The following is an 18255-nucleotide window of genomic DNA, read 5'->3' as shown; positions in this document are numbered from 1 at the left end:
TCAGCCTCGATTCACCGAATTTCCCCGCTCGGTTCGCACGGGCCCGTCGTGTGGAGGACGAAGCTGCGCGCGAGTTGGTCGATCTCATCCCATCCGGACCGCGCCCACCGAACAACCTGGCTTGCAGCAACAGGAAGGTTTCGTCCGCTCACTTCTCACGCGCCGTGTCGATCCTGTTGCCTGGGATGCGCCCGCTTCGACGACCGCAGGCGAGGTAACCAGTTTGGACAACGTCATCCAGGCGGAGGGACTCCGCAAGAACTACGGTGATCGACTCGCCGTGCGATCGGTCGATCTATCGGTGCCCGGAGGCAGCGTGCTCGGTGTGCTCGGACCCAACGGCGCGGGCAAGACGACGCTGGTGCGAATGCTGGCGACGCTGTTGGACATCGACGGTGGACATGCCGAGGTCGCCGGGTACGACGTCGCCCGGCATCCCAGAAAGGTACGGGAAAGGATCGGGCTGACCGGCCAGTACGCGGCTGTCGACGCCCGACTGACCGCACGCGAGAACCTCAGGCTGATCGGGCGACTGCATCACCTGGACCGGTTCGCGGCAGAGCGCCGCGGCGACGAACTGTTGCGACGGTTCGATCTGCTCGACGCCGCCGACCGGTACGTCGGAACCTACTCCGGCGGGATGCGCAGGCGGGTGGATCTCGCGGCCAGCCTCATCGGCGAGCCGATGGTGCTGTTTCTGGACGAGCCGACAACCGGGCTGGATCCGGCGAGCCGACAGGTGCTGTGGGACAGCATCACCGAGCAGGTCGAAGCGGGTACGAGCGTGTTGCTGACCACGCAGTACCTGGAGGAGGCCGACCGGCTGGCCGAGCGGGTGGTCGTGATCGACGAGGGTTCGGTGATCGCCGAGGGCAAACCGAACGAGCTCAAGTCCAGGGTCGGCGGTGAGCGACTGCGGGTCGTGGTTCGCGAGCGGAGCGAGTTGCCGGGGACGGTGAGCGCACTGGCTCCGATCGCGCTCGAAGAACCCGGTGTGGACACCGCGACCGGCGAAGTGTCGATCGAGTTGCGCAACGGCGTCGAGTCGCTCGCCCAGGCGGCCGAGGCGCTTCGCAGGGCCGACGTCGAACCCGGCGAATTCGGGTTGTACCGCCCTTCACTCGACGACGTGTTCCTTTCACTGATCGGCGACAACACAGTCACCGATCGGTCGGCGCGAGGAGAGGCCCGAACGTGATCGAACTGATGAACGATTCCTGGGCACTGCTGGGACGGCACATCCGACACCTGGTGCGGATGCCGGAGAAGCTGATCAGCATGACCGTCATGCCCGTGGCCTACGTCGCGGTGTTCGGAGTGCTGTTCGGCAGCGCGATATCCCTGCCCGGTGCCGAGTACCACGACTACCTGATGGCCGGGATCTTCGCGCAGACGATGCTCATGAACGTTTCCGGAACGGGCCTGGGCGTGGCCGACGACCTGAACAACGGCTTGGTGGACCGATTCCGCTCCCTGCCGATCACCAGCACTCCGGTGATGATCGCGCGCACCACCTCCAACGTGCTGTTGACCGTGCTGTCCAGCATCGCCATGTCCGTGGTCGGATTCGCCATCGGTTGGCGCACCGAGGCGGGCGTACTGTCGGTGCTCGGCGGTTTCGGCCTCCTCCTGCTGCTCGGTATCGGCATGTCGTGGGTGGGTGCGTGGCTGGGTCTGGTGCTCCGCAGCCCGGAAGTGATCAACCCGGTCACCTTCATGGTGATCATGCCGCTGACCTTCCTCTCGAACGCTTTCATACCGCTGAACGGGTTACCGAGCTGGTTGCGCACGATCTGCCAGTGGAATCCGTTGAGCGTGGTGGTCGCCGCCTGCCGGAAGCTCTTCGGCAACGACATCGCCACCTCGGAGGCCGGAGCGCTGGTGGTCCGGAACCCGGAACCCCGCGCACTGCTGCTCACGGTAGCCCTCTCGGCGATCATGGCGCCGCTGACTGTCCGCGCCTACCGGAAAGCCGCAACCGGATGACCGGTGCCGGACACATGCAGCGGGCGCGGGGTGCGGTAACCCCAAGCCGCCCGACGAAGGACCTCGCCTCCCCCGCGAGCGGGCGACCGTGGGAACGGATCGGACGATTCCCGCCCGCCGGAGACATTCCGATCAATCACCGGAGCACCACACGATGACCCCTCGTCCCCTGCTGCAGCGTCTCGCGGGGCTCCGCGGTGCGATGCCGCGCACGCCGATCTCCCACCTACCGCACGGCCGACTGGATCTGCGGGCCAAGCTGGAGTACTGCAACCCCAACGGAAGCTCCAAGGACCGCTCCGCGTTCTGGATCCTGAAAAACGCGATCGAGCGCGGGGAGATCACCGAGGGGACCACCGTGGTCGAATCCTCCTCGGGCAATTTCGCGCTGTCGCTGGCATCGTTCTGCCGCGTACTGGGGATCGGTTTCGTCCCGGTGATCGACCCCAACGTGAACGCCTCCACCGAAACCTTCCTGCGAATGCTGTGCGACCGCGTGGAAAAGGTGACCGAGCGCGACGATTCGGGCGGTTTCCTCAGTACGAGGCTGACCCGGGTCGCACAGCTGCGCTCCGAACTGGCGGAGGTCTACTGGCCCAATCAGTACGGCAACCCCGACGCGCTGTCGGCGCACTACCGGCTCACCGGCGAAGAGATCTGCGACGAGCTGAGTCACATCGACTACCTGTTCGTCGGCACGAGCACGGGCGGAACCATCAGCGGTCTCTCGATACGTGCCAAGGAGCGCTGGCCCGACGTACGGGTGATCGCGGTGGATGCGGAGGGATCGGCGATCTTCGGCGGTGAACCGGGAGTGCGCCGACTTCCCGGCCTGGGCTCCAGTATCCGTCCCCCGTTGTGCGAACGGGCACTGATCGACGACGTGGTGCTGGTACCCGAGCTGGAGGCCGTCCGCGGCTGTCACGCCCTGCTCCGTGAATACGGGCTCTACGCGGGAGGCTCCACGGGAAGCGTGTACGCCGCTATCTCACGGTACTTCGCCGGAGGCGTGGGAAATCGCCCGGACGATCATCCGGTGGTGGCTTTCCTGTGCGCCGATCGTGGCAACGCCTATGCCGACACCGTCTACGACTCGTCGTGGGTCTCCGCGAACTTCGGTGAGGACGTGGACCTTTCCGCCCAGTACCCGCAGATCTTGCCAGCCTGATCCGTCATCCCGGGAGATGAACATGCCCGAACTTTCCGAACTGCCGTTTCGCGTCATTTCCGCCGAGGAGGTACTGGCACAGGTGGCCGCCGACAGACCGGCCTGCGTCGACATGGTGCGGCGTGGTTACCTCGCGCACGACGACCTCGAGAGCGTGGTCCCCCACAGCGGCTTCCTGCGGTTCCCGCACCGGGAATCGGACCGGATCATTTCGTTGCCCTCCTACTTGGGAGGCGAGTTCGATGTAGCGGGTATCAAGTGGATCGCGAGCTTTCCGGGAAACACGGAACAGGGTATACCGCGTGCCTCAGCGGCGTTGCTGCTCAACGACTGCACGAACGGCTACCCCTTCGGTTGTCTGGAGGCGTCCATCATCTCCGCCACCCGCACCGCGGCGTCCGCCGTACTGGCCGCGGAAACGCTGTCGGGCTCGAGGGAGACCACATCGATCGGCTTCATCGGCACCGGTCTCATCGCGGATCACGTCCGGAGATTCTTCCGTGACCTCGACTGGGAAGTCGGTGACTACCGACTCTTCGACCTCGATCCGACGGCGGCCGAGAAGTTCGCGGGACTGCTGGCCGAGGACGGCGCGGAGGAAGTGGAGATCGTCGACTCCCCCGAGGACGCCTTCGGCGCCGACGTGGTGGTTCTGACCACCGTGGCGGGACGACCGCACCTGCACGATCCGGCTCTTCTGGAACACAATCCCGTCGTCCTGCACGTCTCGTTGCGTGACCTGGGCCCGGAACTGATCCGGAACTCGTTCAACATCACCGACGACGTGGCCCACGCCGTGCGGGAGCAGACCTCGTTGCACCTGACCGAACAGGCGGACGGGCACCGCGAGTTCGTCCACGGCACGATCGGCGAGCTACTGAACGGCAAGATCGAACGTGCCGAGGACCGAGCCACGATCTTCTCTCCCTTCGGATTGGGCGCACTGGACCTCGCGGTGGGCAAGTGGGTACACGAACGTGTGACAGCCGCGGCTGGTGGCACTGCCATCCCGGGTTTCTTCACGGGCGCGGCCGGATGACGTCGAGGGCGGAAGCGGGGCTCGGGGTCGGTCAGGCCGACCACCCCCGAGCCCACGAAGCACCGCTAGAACAGTCCCAGCCGAGCCGCCCGGACACCCGCCTGGAATCGGCTTCGGGAATCCAGTCTGCTCATGGCCGAGGCCACATCGTTGCGAACGGTGCGGACACTCACGCCGGTCCGGCGCGCGATGCCGTCGTCGGTCAACCCCTCCGCCAACAACCGCAGCACCGTCGCGTGCCGCGAGCCCGCGACTTCCGCACCGCGGTCGGAAGTGCTTCCCGACCGGACAGGACTGGCCGAGTTCCACAGCTCCGCGGCGATCCTGCGGACCTCGGTCACCTGTCGCGTGCCGCGAAGCACGCGCACTTCCTCGTCATCACCCAGCACGGCGACGGCGTCGTCGACCAGCACCGCGCGAAGCGGAACCGACCGCACCACGCGTACCTCGAAGCCCTGACGGCCCAGCCAGGCGCCGTGTGCTCGCCGCGCTGCCGACCGGATCACGTCGGCCCGCCAGACACTCCGCACGGTCAGGCCACGACGCGAGGCCCACTCCGGAATCAGCCGGGAGAACTCGCAGGAGGTCCGCTCGCTCTCCGGCACCAGCATGACCACTTCACGGTCGGCGTGTGCCACGAGACGCTCCACCACCGCCGCGAGCTCGTCGAGTCCGGCACTCTCGAACTCACGTTCGGAACGTCGTTGTTCACGCAGGTTGATCAATCTCTCGACTGCCTCGGGACGAGGAACCGGATCGATCCCGCGGGTGGCGCACAGGCGTCGAGCAGCCAGCGCACGCAGGGCCAGGCAGGGTTCGACGGCCCGGACGGCTTCCGACTCATCAGCGGAATCGGCAACCATTCCTTCCAGCCGCAACTCCTCGACGACCTCCGCCAGTCGTTCCACGTCGTAGCCCAGGCACTCGGCCAGCTCCGAGAGTCGGAAGCGCGGCGAACCGAGCATGGCCCGGTAAACGGTTTCACTCGACCGGGAGAGCCCGAGGGGCACGTGATCGACGTGCTCCTGCCGGTCCGGACGTAACGGCGACTCGGTAAAGACTGTCACGTAGCCCCCACGGATGATTCGTGTGTGCTCATTGCTCACAGGTATCGAGGTGGTCCTGTCGGTTACCGCGGGAAACCAGGTTCCATCGAATTTTTCGAACTCCCCCGCCGGGCATCATCGGCGATTCTTCCCACCGAAAAACCTTTCGCGCGGAAAGCGTTCCGCACGAGGACGAATCGGTCGGGCGGCCGAAGGCCCGAGAAACCCGAACCACTCTCGACAGAGAGAGAAACACGGCCCATCGCTAATGTCAAACCGAACAACCGAAACACGGCCCCCCAAGAAGTTAACCCCGCGAAAACGAGCCGAGCACCACGAAAGAATCAGCTGTTCAACGGATCGACCGGAAAACACCGACAGTAGCACCGAACACGGAGCGACACCACGAAAAAATCCATATGGAAATTTTTTATCGAGCAGGATGCGCCGGAACGAAAATCCTCGAACGTCCCGGAACCGCCCCGCCGGAAGAGCGTCACAGGAAGTCGCCGTAGATCCGCGCGAGCTCGTCCCTGGAATGTACTCCCAGTTTGCGATAGGCGTTCTGCAGATGCGACTCGACCGTACGAGTGGATATTCCCAGGGAACCGGCGACGTCCGCCGACGGGCACCCCGCGAGCACCCGACGCACGATCTGCTTCTCCCGTTTGGTCAGCGGCACTTCGGCCGATCGGGCGGCAGTGAGCAGACTTCTGGCGCCCACCGACTCCGCCAGTCCGGCACCGGAGTGCTCCACTCCCGTGGCGGCGACCGTACGACCACGAGCGCGGAACTCGCCGCCCGCAAACAGCAGAGCCTCCGCGGCCAGCAGCCGCATCCCGTTCGCCTCCAACTCTTCGGAGATCCGCACCAGCCCATCCGGCTCCCCGGCTGCGATCGCTCGCGCGTACCGGATCCAACTCGCCACGACCACGCCCTGCAGCTCGTCCTCGATCTCGGACAGCACACGAGACGCGTCCTTCCCCCAGCCGAGTCGTGCCAAATCGAGCGACGTGCGTGCTGCACACAGCAACGCGCCCGAGTTCCTGGCCTCGACGACGCAGTCCCACAGTTCTCGCCGCCCCCTGCTCGGGTCGGTACCGCTCTCCATCCATGCCCTGGCACTGGCGAGTTCGGGCACGAAGCACTCCCGCAGGGGCAGCTCCTCACCCTCACTCAGTGCGCGTTCCGCCTGCTCCGACTCCCCGCACATGGCAGCGACCTGAGCCAGATTTCCCAGGCAAGAACCGTGCACGGCGGGGCCGAGACTCGTCGGGCGACGCCGCATGATGCCCGCGGCCTCCAGCAGACACGACATGGCCGTCCGTAGATTCCCGGTGAGCATCTCCACTTCACCCCACGCCGTGGCCCACATCGCCTGCTCCGGAAGCCTGCGATTGCGCAGCGTCTCGTAGTAGCCGGAACGAGCACGTCGACGGGCTTCCTGGAATTCTCCCGCATAGGCGAACGCGGTAACGGAAACGATCTGATCGAGATCCGACGGCGGACGCTGGTCCGGGCCGGAAACGCGTGTCAGGGAACCGACGGCGTCGATCGCCTCGTGCAACCGACCCGTCCAGGTCAACGCGCTGACCCTGGATGCGGCCAGTGCAGGGAGCGAGGGCACGTCGACTTCCGCGAGCTCCGCGAGGAGCTCGTACATCCGTCCCGCGTTGGCCGCCATGCCCACACGCAGCGCCACCGCGTACTGATATCGCGAGTCCTCGGGCGGTAGCTGTGCGGTGATCTCGTTCACCAGCTCCCCTGCGGCTTTGGTACGGCCCGCGACCATGAACAGGTTGGCGGCCAGCCCCAACGTGAGGTCGGCACGCACGTTCGTGTCCGAGGTACGACATCTGGCCCGTCTGAAGTAACTCTCCGCCTCGTCCACGCGTCCCAACCACAGCCCGCACTCACCGGCGATGGCCAGTGCCTCGGAAGTCGCGTCGGGCGAGTCCGCTCCCGCGAAGCGGCTGAGTTCCCAACCGATTCCGTAATCCCCTGCGTCCATCGCGGCGCGCGCGGCCCGCAGCACGAGCTCCGTATCGATCTGCTCACCGCACTCCTCGCCGTCGCACAGCACGTGAACCAGTTCCGCGCTGGCGATGGGCGTATCGGCGAGCATCGAACGGACGAGCGCGGAGTGCCGCCTGCGACGCTCCAGCCGAGGGGTGCGTTCGCGCAGCAGTACTCCGTAGAGGGGATGGGTGAGCCGGACCGAGTTACGCCCCTCCAACCGAACGACCCCCTCCGCCTCGGCCGCGGACGGAACGGGGTGTTGCAACGCCCTCTCCAACGCCGATAACGGCAACATGTCTCCCGCCATCGCCAACCACGTCGCCACTTCGAGGGCTTCCGGCGAAGCGTGGCGCAACCGAGCGGTCAACAGTTGCTGCAGCCGGTCCGACAACGGCAGGGCTTCGATCAACTCCCAAAGACCGTCCTGGTTGCGAGCGATGGCGCCGACTTCCAACGCACCGCGCAGCAACTCCCGCATCCAGAGCAGGTTGCCCTCGGTCGCCTCCGCGATCGAGCGCACCAGAGCACCGTTCACCGGTCCTTCGAGGGCCTCGTGCAGATAAGTGGAGACCTCGGTGATCCGTAACGGGCGCAGGGAGACCAACCGTCCGCCCAGATCCTTCCACGAGGCGGTCACCGTGTCCGGACACTCCACGTCGGCGTCCAGCGTCAGTACGACGAGCGCGTGGCCGCTCGCCGCGAGCGCGTGCAGCAACGTCGCCGACTCGGGGTCGAGCAGATGCGCGTCGTCGACAGCGACCACTTGACGGGTTCGCGAGGACTGCTCGGCGTACAACGCGACCATGGTGCGAATCAGTTCGGTGGGTGCCGACCATCCCGAGACCTGTTGCGGCAGCATCCGTGCCACGGCGCCGAACGGGATGTTCCGCGCGGCGGAGGTGGCACGGGATAGTTCCGCCGACGCACCGAGCTCCTGCGACATTCGCAGGGTGGCGTCGAGCATCCGGGATCTGCCTGTGCCCCGGCAACCGGTGATCGCGATCACCGAACACCGGGGATCGGTCAGCCCCTCGTGCACCTCGGCGAGTTCGGCTTCTCTGCCCACGAATGGTTCACGATCCAGCACAATCGCATTTCTAGTCCATTCGTGGTTACGGGCCAACCGGATCCCGGAGATGAACACGGATTTCCGGGACGATATCCGTGCGCCGTTCGCCCACGGGATTCACGCTGTTAAACTCCGCCGTCGATCGTCCGACGACCGGTGTCCCACCCCGGAAGCCGGGCACTCCCGAGCTCGCCGCGAGGTCGAGAATCCCGGAAGTCCGGGAACCGGTAGCGCACTCGCAACGCCGGACGCCGGGTACCGCCGTGTCACGGCTCTCCACCTTCCCAGCGCCGTAGCACCATCGCCGCGTTGCCACCACCGAAACCCAGGGAATTCACCAGAATCGTGCGCGGATCGGCGGCACGGGAGCGGTTCGGCACGCAGTCCACCGGACAGTCCGGATCCGTGGTGCCGTGATTGACGGTGGGCGGCAGAAAACCGTGCTCCAGCGCGAGAACCGCGGCGGTGCAACTGTGCGCGGCGGCGGCTCCCATGGTGTGACCGATCATCGACTTCGGCGCCGAGACCGGCGGTATCCCGTCGAAGCCGAACACGCGACCGAAGGCCCTGGACTCCAGGGAGTCGTTGATGGGGGTTCCCGTTCCGTGCGCGAGGACCAGGTCGACTTCCGCCGGGGAGATCCCCGCATTCCGCACCGCGCCGGCCACGCACGCGGTCACGCTGTCCTCATCGGGTCTGGTGGGGTGCATCGCGTCGCAGTTGAGGTGGTATTCCAGCACCTCGGCCAACACCCGCGCCCCGCGGGCCGACGCCGATTCGAGCGATTCCAGTACCAGGACCGCCGCACCCTCACCGAAAACCACGCCGGCGCGATCCCGGTCGAACGGTCTGCACAGATCCGGAGAGAGCGCTCCCATCCGGTAGAACGACGCGAACGTTCGGCGGCAGACGGACTCGGCCCCGCCACACAACGCGAAGTCGACGTCGCCTGCCCGAAGCGCGTCCAGTCCGTACCCGAGGGTGTAGTTGCCCGCGGCGCACACGGTGGGCATCGTGACCACTTCGACATCGGACAGTCCCAGTTCACGCGCCGCCGCCGTGGACAAGCGGGCCGGCCGAATCCGCCCCGCTCTGGTCGACTCCGCACCGTCGGACGAACCGTATCCGGAGAACGATGCCGCCAACTCGTCCAGATCGAGCGACTCACCATCCGTGGTTCCCACCGCGACTAGCCCGGATCCCGTCGGGCCCTCGGGAAGTCCCGCGTCCGTCGCGGCCATTCTGGCAGCGGCCGCCGAGAACCGACCGACCCTGCCGAACTCCTCGGCACGGACGGTACGCAGCACCTCCGCGGGATCGAAGTCGGTTACCTCACAGCCGTTCCCGTGCCGGAATCCCGTGGTGTCGAACAGCGATATCGGCCCGGTACCGCACCTGCCCTCGCGCAGCCCAGCCAGATACGCCTCGCGACCGCTGCCGATGCTCGATACAACTCCCAGACCGGTGACCACGACGCGCCGCGTCGAGTTCGCACGGTCCAGCGGGACGGGCGTGGACGTGGTCATCTTCCCTCTCCCTTCACGTGGGGGTGGCCGGAGGTCCGACCGTTCGACAGCCGCAGCAGGGTGGCCGCTGCCGTACCGCAGGGGTCGACCGCGCAGATCACCGCGGTTTTCTCCCGCACCGCCGTTTCCCGTTCGGCGGAGACGAGTGCGGCCAGGATCGCGAAGACGCTCGACACCGAGTCGAGCTCACCGAAGCGGTCCACGCTCGGCACTCGGGCCAGCGCGCTGTCGCCGAACACCCCTCGCAGTGCCCGGGTCTCCAGGAGTCCGAGGGAGCCCGACGCACCGCTGCCCACCGCGGCCCATACCTCCGCCGGTTCGGTACGGGAACGAGCGAGCAGCGCGTGCACGCACTCGGTCAGCGCGGTCCCGATCTCATCCGGCAATCGCGTTCTGGTCTCCGTCGCCACCACTTCGGCCCGTCCCGCTTCCTCGGCCAGAGCTACCGTCGAGTCGGGACGATCCAGCACCAGCAGCCCGCAGCCCTCGCCCGGAGGGGCCACAGCATCCGTGTCACGCCGGGACAACCACACCCTGGCCGGCGAGCACTCCTCGGCGGCACCGACGAGGACGCGCTCGGCTCTGCCCGCTCCGAGAAACCGACTCGCCTGGGCGAGCGCGAGCAGCCCGGCCACCCGGCCACCGGCGACGGTCGTGTTGGGGCCGGTGAGACCGTGGCGAATGGCGCACTCAGCGGCGGCACGGTTCATGATGGCGTTCGGCAGCAGCGCCGGATCGACCTCGTGGGGCCTACGTCCGGTGAGCCCCTGGCGGGTGAAATCCATCGCACTCTGCGAGCTGCCCGCCGTGGTGCCCAGTACCAGGCCGACCCCATCGGTCTCGGCCATCCCGGCATCGCCACCCAGCAGTCGACTCACGGTGGCGGCCGCCAGCCCGGTCAGTCGATCAAGTGAGCGAGCGCCCTTGCGTCCCAACAACGTGGGAATGTCGAATCCGGGAACGAGATGAGCTCGACCGTAGGAGTCCAACGGCCACTCCCACTCGATACTCGTGGGACCACCGGCAGCGGCGCGCAGGCCGTCGACGAAAGCCGCGCGGCCGATTCCCCCGGGAGACAGGGCTGACCAGGCGCTGATACAGGGAGGTCCACCGGGTGCGGCGGCGGGGGTCATCGTGTCCTCCCGTCGTGTTCTCCGAAGATCACGACGGCGTTGCTGCCACCAAAGGCCAGCCCGTTGCTCTGCACTATCCGTAGATCGGCTTCCACCGCACGGTTGGGTACGCAGTCGATCGGGCACTCCGGGTCGAGCTCCCGGTGGTTGATGGTGGGCGGGGCGAACCCGTGGGTGATCGCGGAGACACACGCTATCGCCGCCAGCGCACTCGCCGCTCCCATGGCGTGCCCCAGCATCGACTTCACCGAAACGGTCGGCGGCGGTGTCTCGCCGTACACGTCGAGCACCGCTCCCGCCTCGGTGACGTCGTTACGACCGGTTCCGGTGCCGTGCGCCGAGATGAGATCGACGTCCCGAGGAGAGATCCCCGCGTCCCGCAGGGCCGTACGAGTGCAGGAGGCGACGCTCGCCCGGTCGGGTGCGACGGGATGCAGGGCGTCGCAGTTGAGCCCGTAACCGAGCACCTCGGCGTGGATGGGAGCACCGCGCGCCAGTGCGGCACGCCTGCTCTCCAGCAGGAGCATCCCCGCCCCTTCCGAGAGGAGGATGCCCGCCCTGTTGCTGTCGAACGGGCGGCACGCGTCGGGTGCCAGTAATCCCAGCCGCGAGAATCCGCTGAACAGTTTGCGGCTCATGGCATCGGCTCCCCCGCAGAGCGCGAACTCGGCAACGCCGGAGCGAACCGCGTCGACGCCCTCACCGATGGCGTGATTACCAGCCGCACACGCCGTGCCCAGCACGGACGGGAGCGCCGAGGGCAGGTCCAACTCCTGCGAGATCGAAGTGGCGAGGTTGTGCGGGAGAACCGTCCCGGTCGGCAGTGGATCGCGAGCTCCCCCACCGGGCAGCGCCTCGGTTTCCACGAGACGTTCGAGCTGCGGCCCGCCACCGTTGGTGGTACCTACCGAGATCACCCCATCACCACGGAGCGTGTCCTCGGACGGCCGCGCATCGCGCACAGCCATCCGAGCAGCGGCCACCGCGAAACGCGCCGCTCGGCCGAGTCGTTCGACAGGTAGGCGCCGAATCCATCGCTCGGGCCGGAAACCGTTCACCTCGCAGCCGACCGGGTGATCGAAACCGGTGGTATCGAAGCCGGTGATCGGGGCGGCACCGGTACGTCCGGCTCGTAACGCCGCGACGTAGTCGGCCAACTCGGTGGCGGTGGGAGACACCACTCCCATACCTGTCACCACGACCCGCTCACCGGTGTCGTCACGAGCCGGAAAAGTCATCACAACTCCAGTCGCCGATCGGAGTGCCGCCGGTCCACTCCGAACCGAGTGATCGGTCCGTGCGTCGGGGTCGGCACGAAGTCTAGGTACGCACTCCGTCCCACGACTCCGGAATTGCCGGTACCTGCAACGGGTACCGAGCCCGCCTCGGGAGGTGTGGAAGGCGATCCGACGGGACGAGCCACCCGCTAGCCATCACCCAACATCGCGGCGAAGCTCCGTAGCCATTCCACACCCCAGAACTTCTCCCTACCGACGACGAAGAAGGGGGTGCCGAACACGCCGTCGCGTTCCGCCCGTTCGAGAACACTCCCGGCCCGTTCGTTCAGGAGGGCATCGTCGGAAACGGCACGTCGCACCTCCGAACCGAAGCCGAACTCCTCGGCGATACCGCTTATCTCCTCCGTGGCGCACACATCGCGGCCACACTCCCATCGGGCCCGGTAAACCGCGCCGGCGAACTCCACACCACGACCGTGGCGTTCGGCGACGAGATAGGCCAGGTGGGGGACCTCCCAACGCCCCGATCCCCCGCTCGGCCGGGTCATCGTCAAACCACGCTTTTGAGCGATCCGACTCACGTCCTGCCACACATAGCGCTCCTTGGCGGCCGACATCTCACCCACGGGCAGCTCGACTCGCCGCCCGCATCGCCGCGCGGTGTCCGCGGTGTCCCACACCGGCAACCACTCGATCGCTCGGAACCGTTCCGGGAAGGATTCGCTCAGCTCCTCGAACGCGAACCGGCAGTACGGGTTGTGGAACGAGAAATACCAGCGAGCTCGGTTGCCGTTCGTGTTCACGTTCTCCTCGCAGTTCACATTCCGGCCGGTCAGCCGAGCACCCCTTCCGAGGGGCGCAGGGCCAGCACGGCGCGTTCCAACTCGAACACTCGGTTGCCGCTCACTTCGGTGTGTCCTTCGAACAACAACGTGTCGCCCGCTTCGCGGGAGAGCGAGACGTGATGCTCCAGCACGTCGCCGGGATGGACGTCGCCGTGGAACTCCGCTCCGGCCATGGAGCCGAACAGCAACACTTTGTCACCGAATCCTCCGGCTCGTTCACCACCGAGCGCGGCGAGCAGCGCGGCCGACTGCCCCCAGGACTCGACGAGCAACGAGGCGGGGTACCTCGGGTCCGTGTCGTCCGCGACATCGGCGTAGCAAGGCTCGTTGATCGTGACCGCCTTGCGCGCCACGAGCCTCTCGCCCGGTACCGCCTCGACGACCCGGTCGACGAGCAGCATCGGATAGCGGTGCGGCAGCAGGGCACGGATCCGTTGGACGGACAGCACGACTACTCCTCCCGGTACGACAACCGCATGTTGGCCACGGCGAGCTCGGCACGGTGGACCGAGGCGGATACCGACCAGGGCTCTTCCCGTCCGGTCGGTTCGGTCCAACGCAGCTCGATCGTCAGGTGATCACCGGGGTACACCGCGGCGCCGAATTTGACGCTGCGCACTCCGTTCAGCCTTACGCTCCGTCCCGGCGGCCCCGCCCGCACCGCCGTCCGGTGCACGAGGTCGAGAACGCACACCCCGGGGAAGACGGGGAAACCGGGGTAGTGGCCGGCGAAGACCGGTTCCTCGGGCGCGACATCGATCTCCGCGCGTACCGGGTGGCCGAGCTCCGCGGGCTCGTCCAACCGCACCGGTGCCGTTACGGGCGAGACCGAGGTCCGGATCGTGCTGTTCACCGTGAGCTCCCGAGGACGGTGTGCGGCTCCGTGGTTCCCGGGATCACCGGTGTTCTCCGGACAGGGCGCGCAGCGTCGGTTCGTCGAAGGTGACCAGCTCCCACGTTCCGTTGGACCGCTGGGTCATGTAACCGTGCGTGATTCGCCCGGTGGCGGTGGGCACCAGCCGCCCGTCACGAACCACGTAACAGTCCATCCGCGAGGTGTAGAGCAGGCTCTTGAACACCTCCTCCACGGTGTAGACGGTGTAGAGGTCCTCTTCCATCCGCACTTCGTCCAGCAGGTCGAGCCGCGAGTGGGTCACCACCGGAATCCAGTGCCGTTCGTCCAACACGCGTTTGACGTCGAGTCCCCGATCCGCGAGGAACAGATCGACGACTTCCTCGAGCTGCCGCAGGAAACCGGACATCGGCATCCGATCACCGAAGTGACAGTAGAAGTAGGGCACTCGCCACTTCCACCCGAACGCGTTGTTCTCACCGATCAACTCGTCCAGCACGGGATCCCTCCGGGAGTCCCGGCCCACCGTGGTGCCGCGTCCCGAGCCGAGATCCGGACGCGGCGCCGGGTCCACGGTGAGTTCGACCGGCTCGGCCGTGCCCAGTCGCTCGGTCACGAACCGCTTGAGCCCGGCCGGCACGGTTAACCGCGCGTCGACACCGGGCTCCACCCGCAGCAGCACTTCGAGTGTGCTCCTGGCATTGGTGACGGACCGCCCCGCACGGGAGACCGTGGAGGTGACGTCGAACCGCATCCGCGTGTCGTCCGGAGTGTGCACCGGCTTGACGAACAGTGTGGCCAGATCGTCCACGTGCAGGTTCTTCGGCAACCGAGTGTCGATGTGGACGACGTCCAACCCGAGCCCGAACTCGTCGTAGAGCATCCCCGGAGCCAGCCCGGCGGAGCGGAAGTGCTCCAGCACCGCGGCCTCCGCCAGGTAGTTGATGTGTCGGAAACCGAGCGAGGTACTGACGGTGCACCCCTCGTAGCCGGGACGCGATCGGGTACTGCCGCTGGTCTCCAGCAGTGTCCGGACGGCTTCGTCCCATCGCCCGTCGGAGTCGTGCTCGGTGGTTTCCGGTGTACTCGAAGTCGGTACGGCGGTCATGCGCTCACCTCGTTCAGTGTTTCGGGGACGGCTCGCGGAGCCCCTGTGTCGTCCAGTTCGGCCAGGAATCGACTCGCGACGGCTACGAACTCCTCGGGAGCCTCGATCATCGGGAAGTGACCGCAGTCGGAAAGCGACCGAGCACTCGCGTCCGGCAGGTTCTCGGCCAGCCGGAATCCCTCCTCCGGAGGAGCTGCCGCGTCGGAATCGCCGACCAGCACCCGACACGGCGAGGTGATCCGCTCGGTGAGCAGCCAGGGGGTGCTCAGATACAGGTTGAAAAAGCTCAACCAGCCGTAGGGCCCGATCTTGCGGCACATCAGTCGTCCGAGCTCCTCCGACTTCTCGTCGGAGAGGCGCCCTCCCGCGTGCAGTCGGATGCCGTCCCGGATCGTTCGTTCGAAATCGTGCAGCGAGCTCGCGATGGACTCCCACTCGAAATCGCCGGGATCGGGACGGTAGAAGGGGGAGACGAACATGGTTCCCGGTGGTCTCCGCCGGCACGGTTCGACGTCTCCGGGACCGGATGCGGCGTACTCGGCGGGATCGAGCGAACCGTTGCCCAACGCGTCCAGCAGCAGGCTGGCGGACAACGAGTGGGCCACCACCAGATCGAGCCCACCGGGAACGAGTCCCATCGCCGTACGTAGCCACCGGGAGGAGTCTCCGGTCAACGACCACGTCGCGTCGAAGCCACCCCGCCAGGGCAGATCGGCCGCCCAAACCTCGGTGTCCTCCGGCCAACCCCGCGACACGGCGTTCCACACCGCCGCGCTGTTGGACAGTCCGTGCAGCAGCAGCACGCGGCGACGCGGACGTTCCGTCTCCCCCGTCCGATGCAGTCGCACGGCCGCTTCGGCACCGTTTCCCCGCTCCGATGATTCGATCGGTTCCGGTTCTTCGCCTTTCACCGGTACTCTCCCGCCGACTCCAGGACGACGCCCGCGCTCGCGTCGTCCGCGTCACTTCCGGCTACGGCATGGACCGATCCGTGCGTTCCCGAGTCGAACCGGCCCACGGCGGCCACGCACTGCAGCACCCCGAGCGCGCCCGAGGCCGACCCCCAGGTGGTGGAGAGATCGGTTCGCGCCACTCCCGGCAACAACCACTCCGGTAGCGATTCACCGTCCGTTTCCGGCACCAACCACAGGTCGGGCCGAGTTCGGGCGTTCCCGCCCAGCAGTTCGAGGCATTCGGACACGCCCGACGAACGGACACAGCTCACCAACCCCGCGCGCGTCCGCGCGCCGCGCTCCCGCGCCGCCTCGACGCGTTCCAGGACCATCCCGGCCGCGCCGTCGAGACACCGTTGTCTCCCCGTGAGGGAGCGCACCGTCTCGTTGTCCGGTTCCGCTCCGAGTACCAGAACCCGATCGGCCCGTTCGGCCCGCAGCAGCAGACTCGCCCACCGCACGGCGTCCAGCCCGGAGGTGGGGCCGTTGCACAGCGTCAGGTTCGGCCCGCGCAGCCCGAACCTGATCGCGATCTCGGAGGCGATCACGTTGCTGGACGCGTTCGCGGTGTCCATCGGACTCACCCCACGGGTGGTCTCGTCCGCTATGGTCCGAGCCACCCGACAGACGGTGTCCAGATTCCCGAAGTTCGAGCTGATCACCACCGCTGTGGCCGGATCGACCTCGCCGTCGTCACCGAGCAGCTCGGCGTCCCGCAGTGTCAGCAGCGCGGTGGCCAACCCCAGGGTCGTCGCACGGTCCTTGTAGCGCAGTCCCTTCCTTCCGAGGACGGCGGCCGGATCGACACGGTCGCCGGTCGGCTGCCGGGTCAGCAGATCGGCCGCTTCCGAAACCCCCGGCAGCATCGGAAACGTTCCCGTGATCACGTTCATCGGCCCGCCACCTCCAGGATCGCCACGGCGTTCACACCGCCGAAGCCGAAGGCGTGCACCTGTGCCAACGACATCGACTCGGTGGCCGACCGCTCGCTCACCAGCCGGATCCCCTCGGCTTCCGGCGTCGGCGTGGTCAATCCCGTGATCGGTGGAACCACACCCGTTTCCAGCGAGCGCACCGCCGTGACCAGACCGAGCAGACCGGCGGAGCCGGAGGTGTGCCCGGTCATCGACTTGATGCCGGTCACCAGCGGCCGACCGACGCTGCCCCCGAACACCCGGTGCAGCGACTCGGCCTCCACCTTGTCGTTCATCGGAGTGCCGGTGGCGTGCAGCATCACCATGTCCACTTCGGAGGGTTCTACTGCCGCTCGCCGGTGCGCCTGACGAATGCTCTCCGCCACACCGTCCGGATCCGGGGCGGTTACGTGGTGCGCGTCGCAGTTGATCCCCACCGAACGCACCGAGGCTCGGGGACCGGCACCGACCGGGTCGGATGCGCGCAGCACCACCGCGGCGGCGCCCTCCCCCATGATGGCGCCCTTCCGTTCCTGATCGAACGGGCGCAGTCCTTCGGTCGGCACCGGTTGGAACCTGTCGGTGAGGCCGAACATGCTCTCGGTGATCACATCGGCACCCGCCACGACGACGGTTTCGGCCTCTCCCAGTTCGATCAGATCGGTGCCCAGCGCGAGCGCGTACAGCGAAGCCGAACAGGCACCGGAGAGGGTGTGCGTGTCGGCCGCTCCCAGCCGTCGGCGGAGTGCTGTGCCGAAGTGCAGGTGCTCGGCCCGGAACTCGGCCTCGCCGCGCCACCAGAGCTCGGCGGAGCGCAGCTCGCGGAGGCCGGTTCCGACCAGCACCGGGATCCCGGTCGGTCCCGGGTACGAACCGTCGAGGTCGATCCCGGCATCGGCGAGGGCTTCCTCGACGACCCGCAGCAGGAATCCGGTCGCACGTCGCGGCACGTCCGCTCCGGGCGCGGGACGATCGTCTATCTCGAACAACCGCTGCGCGTTGTACCTGGTCCGGTCGAATCCACGCATCTCCGCGAGGGCGTCCCGTCCCGAGCTGAGCTCCTCGAAAACGGTGTCGACATCGGTGCCGACACCGGCCACCGCGCCGAGACCGGTTATTCCCACCGTCATTCGGCCACTCCTTCCACCCCGTCGTGCCGAAATCCCGGAAGGCACGACGAGCGTGAGTCGGAAAAGCACGTGTACCCGTTTCCGGAGCCGTATCGCACGAAGTGGAGAATCACCCGAAACGGGCGTCGCGTCCAGCGCGTATTCCGTTTGCGGCAACGAGCGTTGGTGTTCGGCCCGACACCGTGCTAAGAGAACTTCGTCGCCTCGCTGCCCACGGCACTCGACGGA

16 protein-coding genes are annotated in these 18255 nt (G+C 67.1%); 4 read left to right on the top strand and 12 right to left on the bottom strand.

Annotated elements, in window-relative coordinates; genetic code table 11:
- Positions 1-223: 223 nt before the first annotated feature.
- The 4 genes from BM394_RS17255 (at position 224) to sbnB (ending at position 4193) form a co-directional block, all read left to right on the top strand.
- On the top strand, positions 224-1198 hold the full coding sequence (locus BM394_RS17255) for an ATP-binding cassette domain-containing protein (protein WP_217643564.1): 975 nt from the start codon (positions 224-226) through the stop codon (positions 1196-1198).
- A complete protein-coding gene (locus tag BM394_RS17250; RefSeq protein WP_092979675.1) occupies positions 1195-1986 on the top strand; it encodes an ABC transporter permease in 792 nt (263 codons plus the stop codon). The genes BM394_RS17255 and BM394_RS17250 overlap by 4 nt, the downstream gene beginning before the upstream one ends.
- A 154-nt stretch (positions 1987-2140) precedes the next feature.
- Positions 2141-3154 (top strand): 2,3-diaminopropionate biosynthesis protein SbnA, encoded by a 1014-nt coding sequence (gene sbnA / locus BM394_RS17245; protein WP_092979673.1) that lies wholly within the window; start codon positions 2141-2143, stop codon positions 3152-3154.
- A gap of 22 nt (positions 3155-3176) precedes the next feature.
- A complete protein-coding gene (gene sbnB, locus BM394_RS17240; RefSeq protein WP_092979672.1) occupies positions 3177-4193 on the top strand; it encodes a 2,3-diaminopropionate biosynthesis protein SbnB in 1017 nt (338 codons plus the stop codon).
- A 65-nt stretch (positions 4194-4258) separates the two neighbouring features.
- Here sbnB and BM394_RS17235 read toward each other — a convergent pair whose 3' ends face one another.
- From BM394_RS17235 to BM394_RS17180, 12 genes are all read right to left on the bottom strand, one after another.
- Positions 4259-5260: a helix-turn-helix transcriptional regulator gene (locus BM394_RS17235; RefSeq protein WP_139235252.1), complete on the bottom strand. Its 1002-nt coding sequence runs from the start codon at positions 5258-5260 to the stop codon at positions 4259-4261.
- A 475-nt stretch (positions 5261-5735) separates the two neighbouring features.
- Positions 5736-8345: a helix-turn-helix transcriptional regulator gene (locus tag BM394_RS17230; RefSeq protein ID WP_092979665.1), complete on the bottom strand. Its 2610-nt coding sequence runs from the start codon at positions 8343-8345 to the stop codon at positions 5736-5738.
- A 248-nt stretch (positions 8346-8593) separates the two neighbouring features.
- Positions 8594-9853 carry a beta-ketoacyl-[acyl-carrier-protein] synthase family protein gene (locus tag BM394_RS17225; RefSeq protein ID WP_092979664.1) on the bottom strand — a complete coding sequence of 420 codons (1260 nt, stop codon included), beginning with the start codon at positions 9851-9853 and terminating at the stop codon, positions 8594-8596.
- Positions 9850-10986, bottom strand: a complete 1137-nt coding sequence (locus tag BM394_RS17220; protein WP_092979663.1) for a beta-ketoacyl synthase N-terminal-like domain-containing protein — start codon at positions 10984-10986, stop codon at positions 9850-9852. Before BM394_RS17220 ends, BM394_RS17225 begins: the two co-directional genes overlap by 4 nt.
- A complete protein-coding gene (locus tag BM394_RS17215; RefSeq protein ID WP_092979662.1) occupies positions 10983-12224 on the bottom strand; it encodes a beta-ketoacyl-[acyl-carrier-protein] synthase family protein in 1242 nt (413 codons plus the stop codon). Before BM394_RS17215 ends, BM394_RS17220 begins: the two co-directional genes overlap by 4 nt.
- Before the next feature lie 188 nt (positions 12225-12412).
- The gene (locus BM394_RS17210; protein WP_175530146.1) at positions 12413-13027 is read right to left on the bottom strand and encodes a 2-hydroxychromene-2-carboxylate isomerase; all 615 of its coding nucleotides are present in this window, start codon (positions 13025-13027) and stop codon (positions 12413-12415) included.
- Between the two features lie 29 nt (positions 13028-13056).
- Entirely contained in the window at positions 13057-13518 is a 462-nt protein-coding gene (locus BM394_RS17205) for a 3-hydroxyacyl-ACP dehydratase FabZ family protein (RefSeq protein WP_217643563.1), read from the bottom strand.
- A 2-nt stretch (positions 13519-13520) separates the two neighbouring features.
- Positions 13521-13922, bottom strand: coding sequence for a 3-hydroxyacyl-ACP dehydratase FabZ family protein (locus BM394_RS17200; RefSeq protein WP_092979660.1), 402 nt, complete (start codon positions 13920-13922; stop codon positions 13521-13523).
- A 43-nt stretch (positions 13923-13965) separates the two neighbouring features.
- Positions 13966-15030, bottom strand: coding sequence for a thioesterase family protein (locus tag BM394_RS17195; RefSeq protein WP_217643562.1), 1065 nt, complete (start codon positions 15028-15030; stop codon positions 13966-13968).
- Positions 15027-15941: an alpha/beta fold hydrolase gene (locus BM394_RS17190; RefSeq protein WP_092979659.1), complete on the bottom strand. Its 915-nt coding sequence runs from the start codon at positions 15939-15941 to the stop codon at positions 15027-15029. The genes BM394_RS17195 and BM394_RS17190 overlap by 4 nt, the downstream gene beginning before the upstream one ends.
- Positions 15938-16876 (bottom strand): beta-ketoacyl synthase N-terminal-like domain-containing protein, encoded by a 939-nt coding sequence (locus BM394_RS17185; protein ID WP_092979658.1) that lies wholly within the window; start codon positions 16874-16876, stop codon positions 15938-15940. Before BM394_RS17185 ends, BM394_RS17190 begins: the two co-directional genes overlap by 4 nt.
- Positions 16873-18027: a beta-ketoacyl synthase N-terminal-like domain-containing protein gene (locus tag BM394_RS17180; RefSeq protein WP_092979657.1), complete on the bottom strand. Its 1155-nt coding sequence runs from the start codon at positions 18025-18027 to the stop codon at positions 16873-16875. Before BM394_RS17180 ends, BM394_RS17185 begins: the two co-directional genes overlap by 4 nt.
- Positions 18028-18255: the final 228 nt, after the last annotated feature.

The sequence above is a fragment of the Actinopolyspora lacussalsi subsp. righensis genome (genome assembly GCF_900116555.1).
GTDB classification, from domain to species: Bacteria; Actinomycetota; Actinomycetes; order Mycobacteriales; family Pseudonocardiaceae; genus Actinopolyspora; species Actinopolyspora lacussalsi.
Note: the sequence above shows the minus strand (reverse complement) of the source record. Positions and strands in the feature narration are given on the sequence as shown.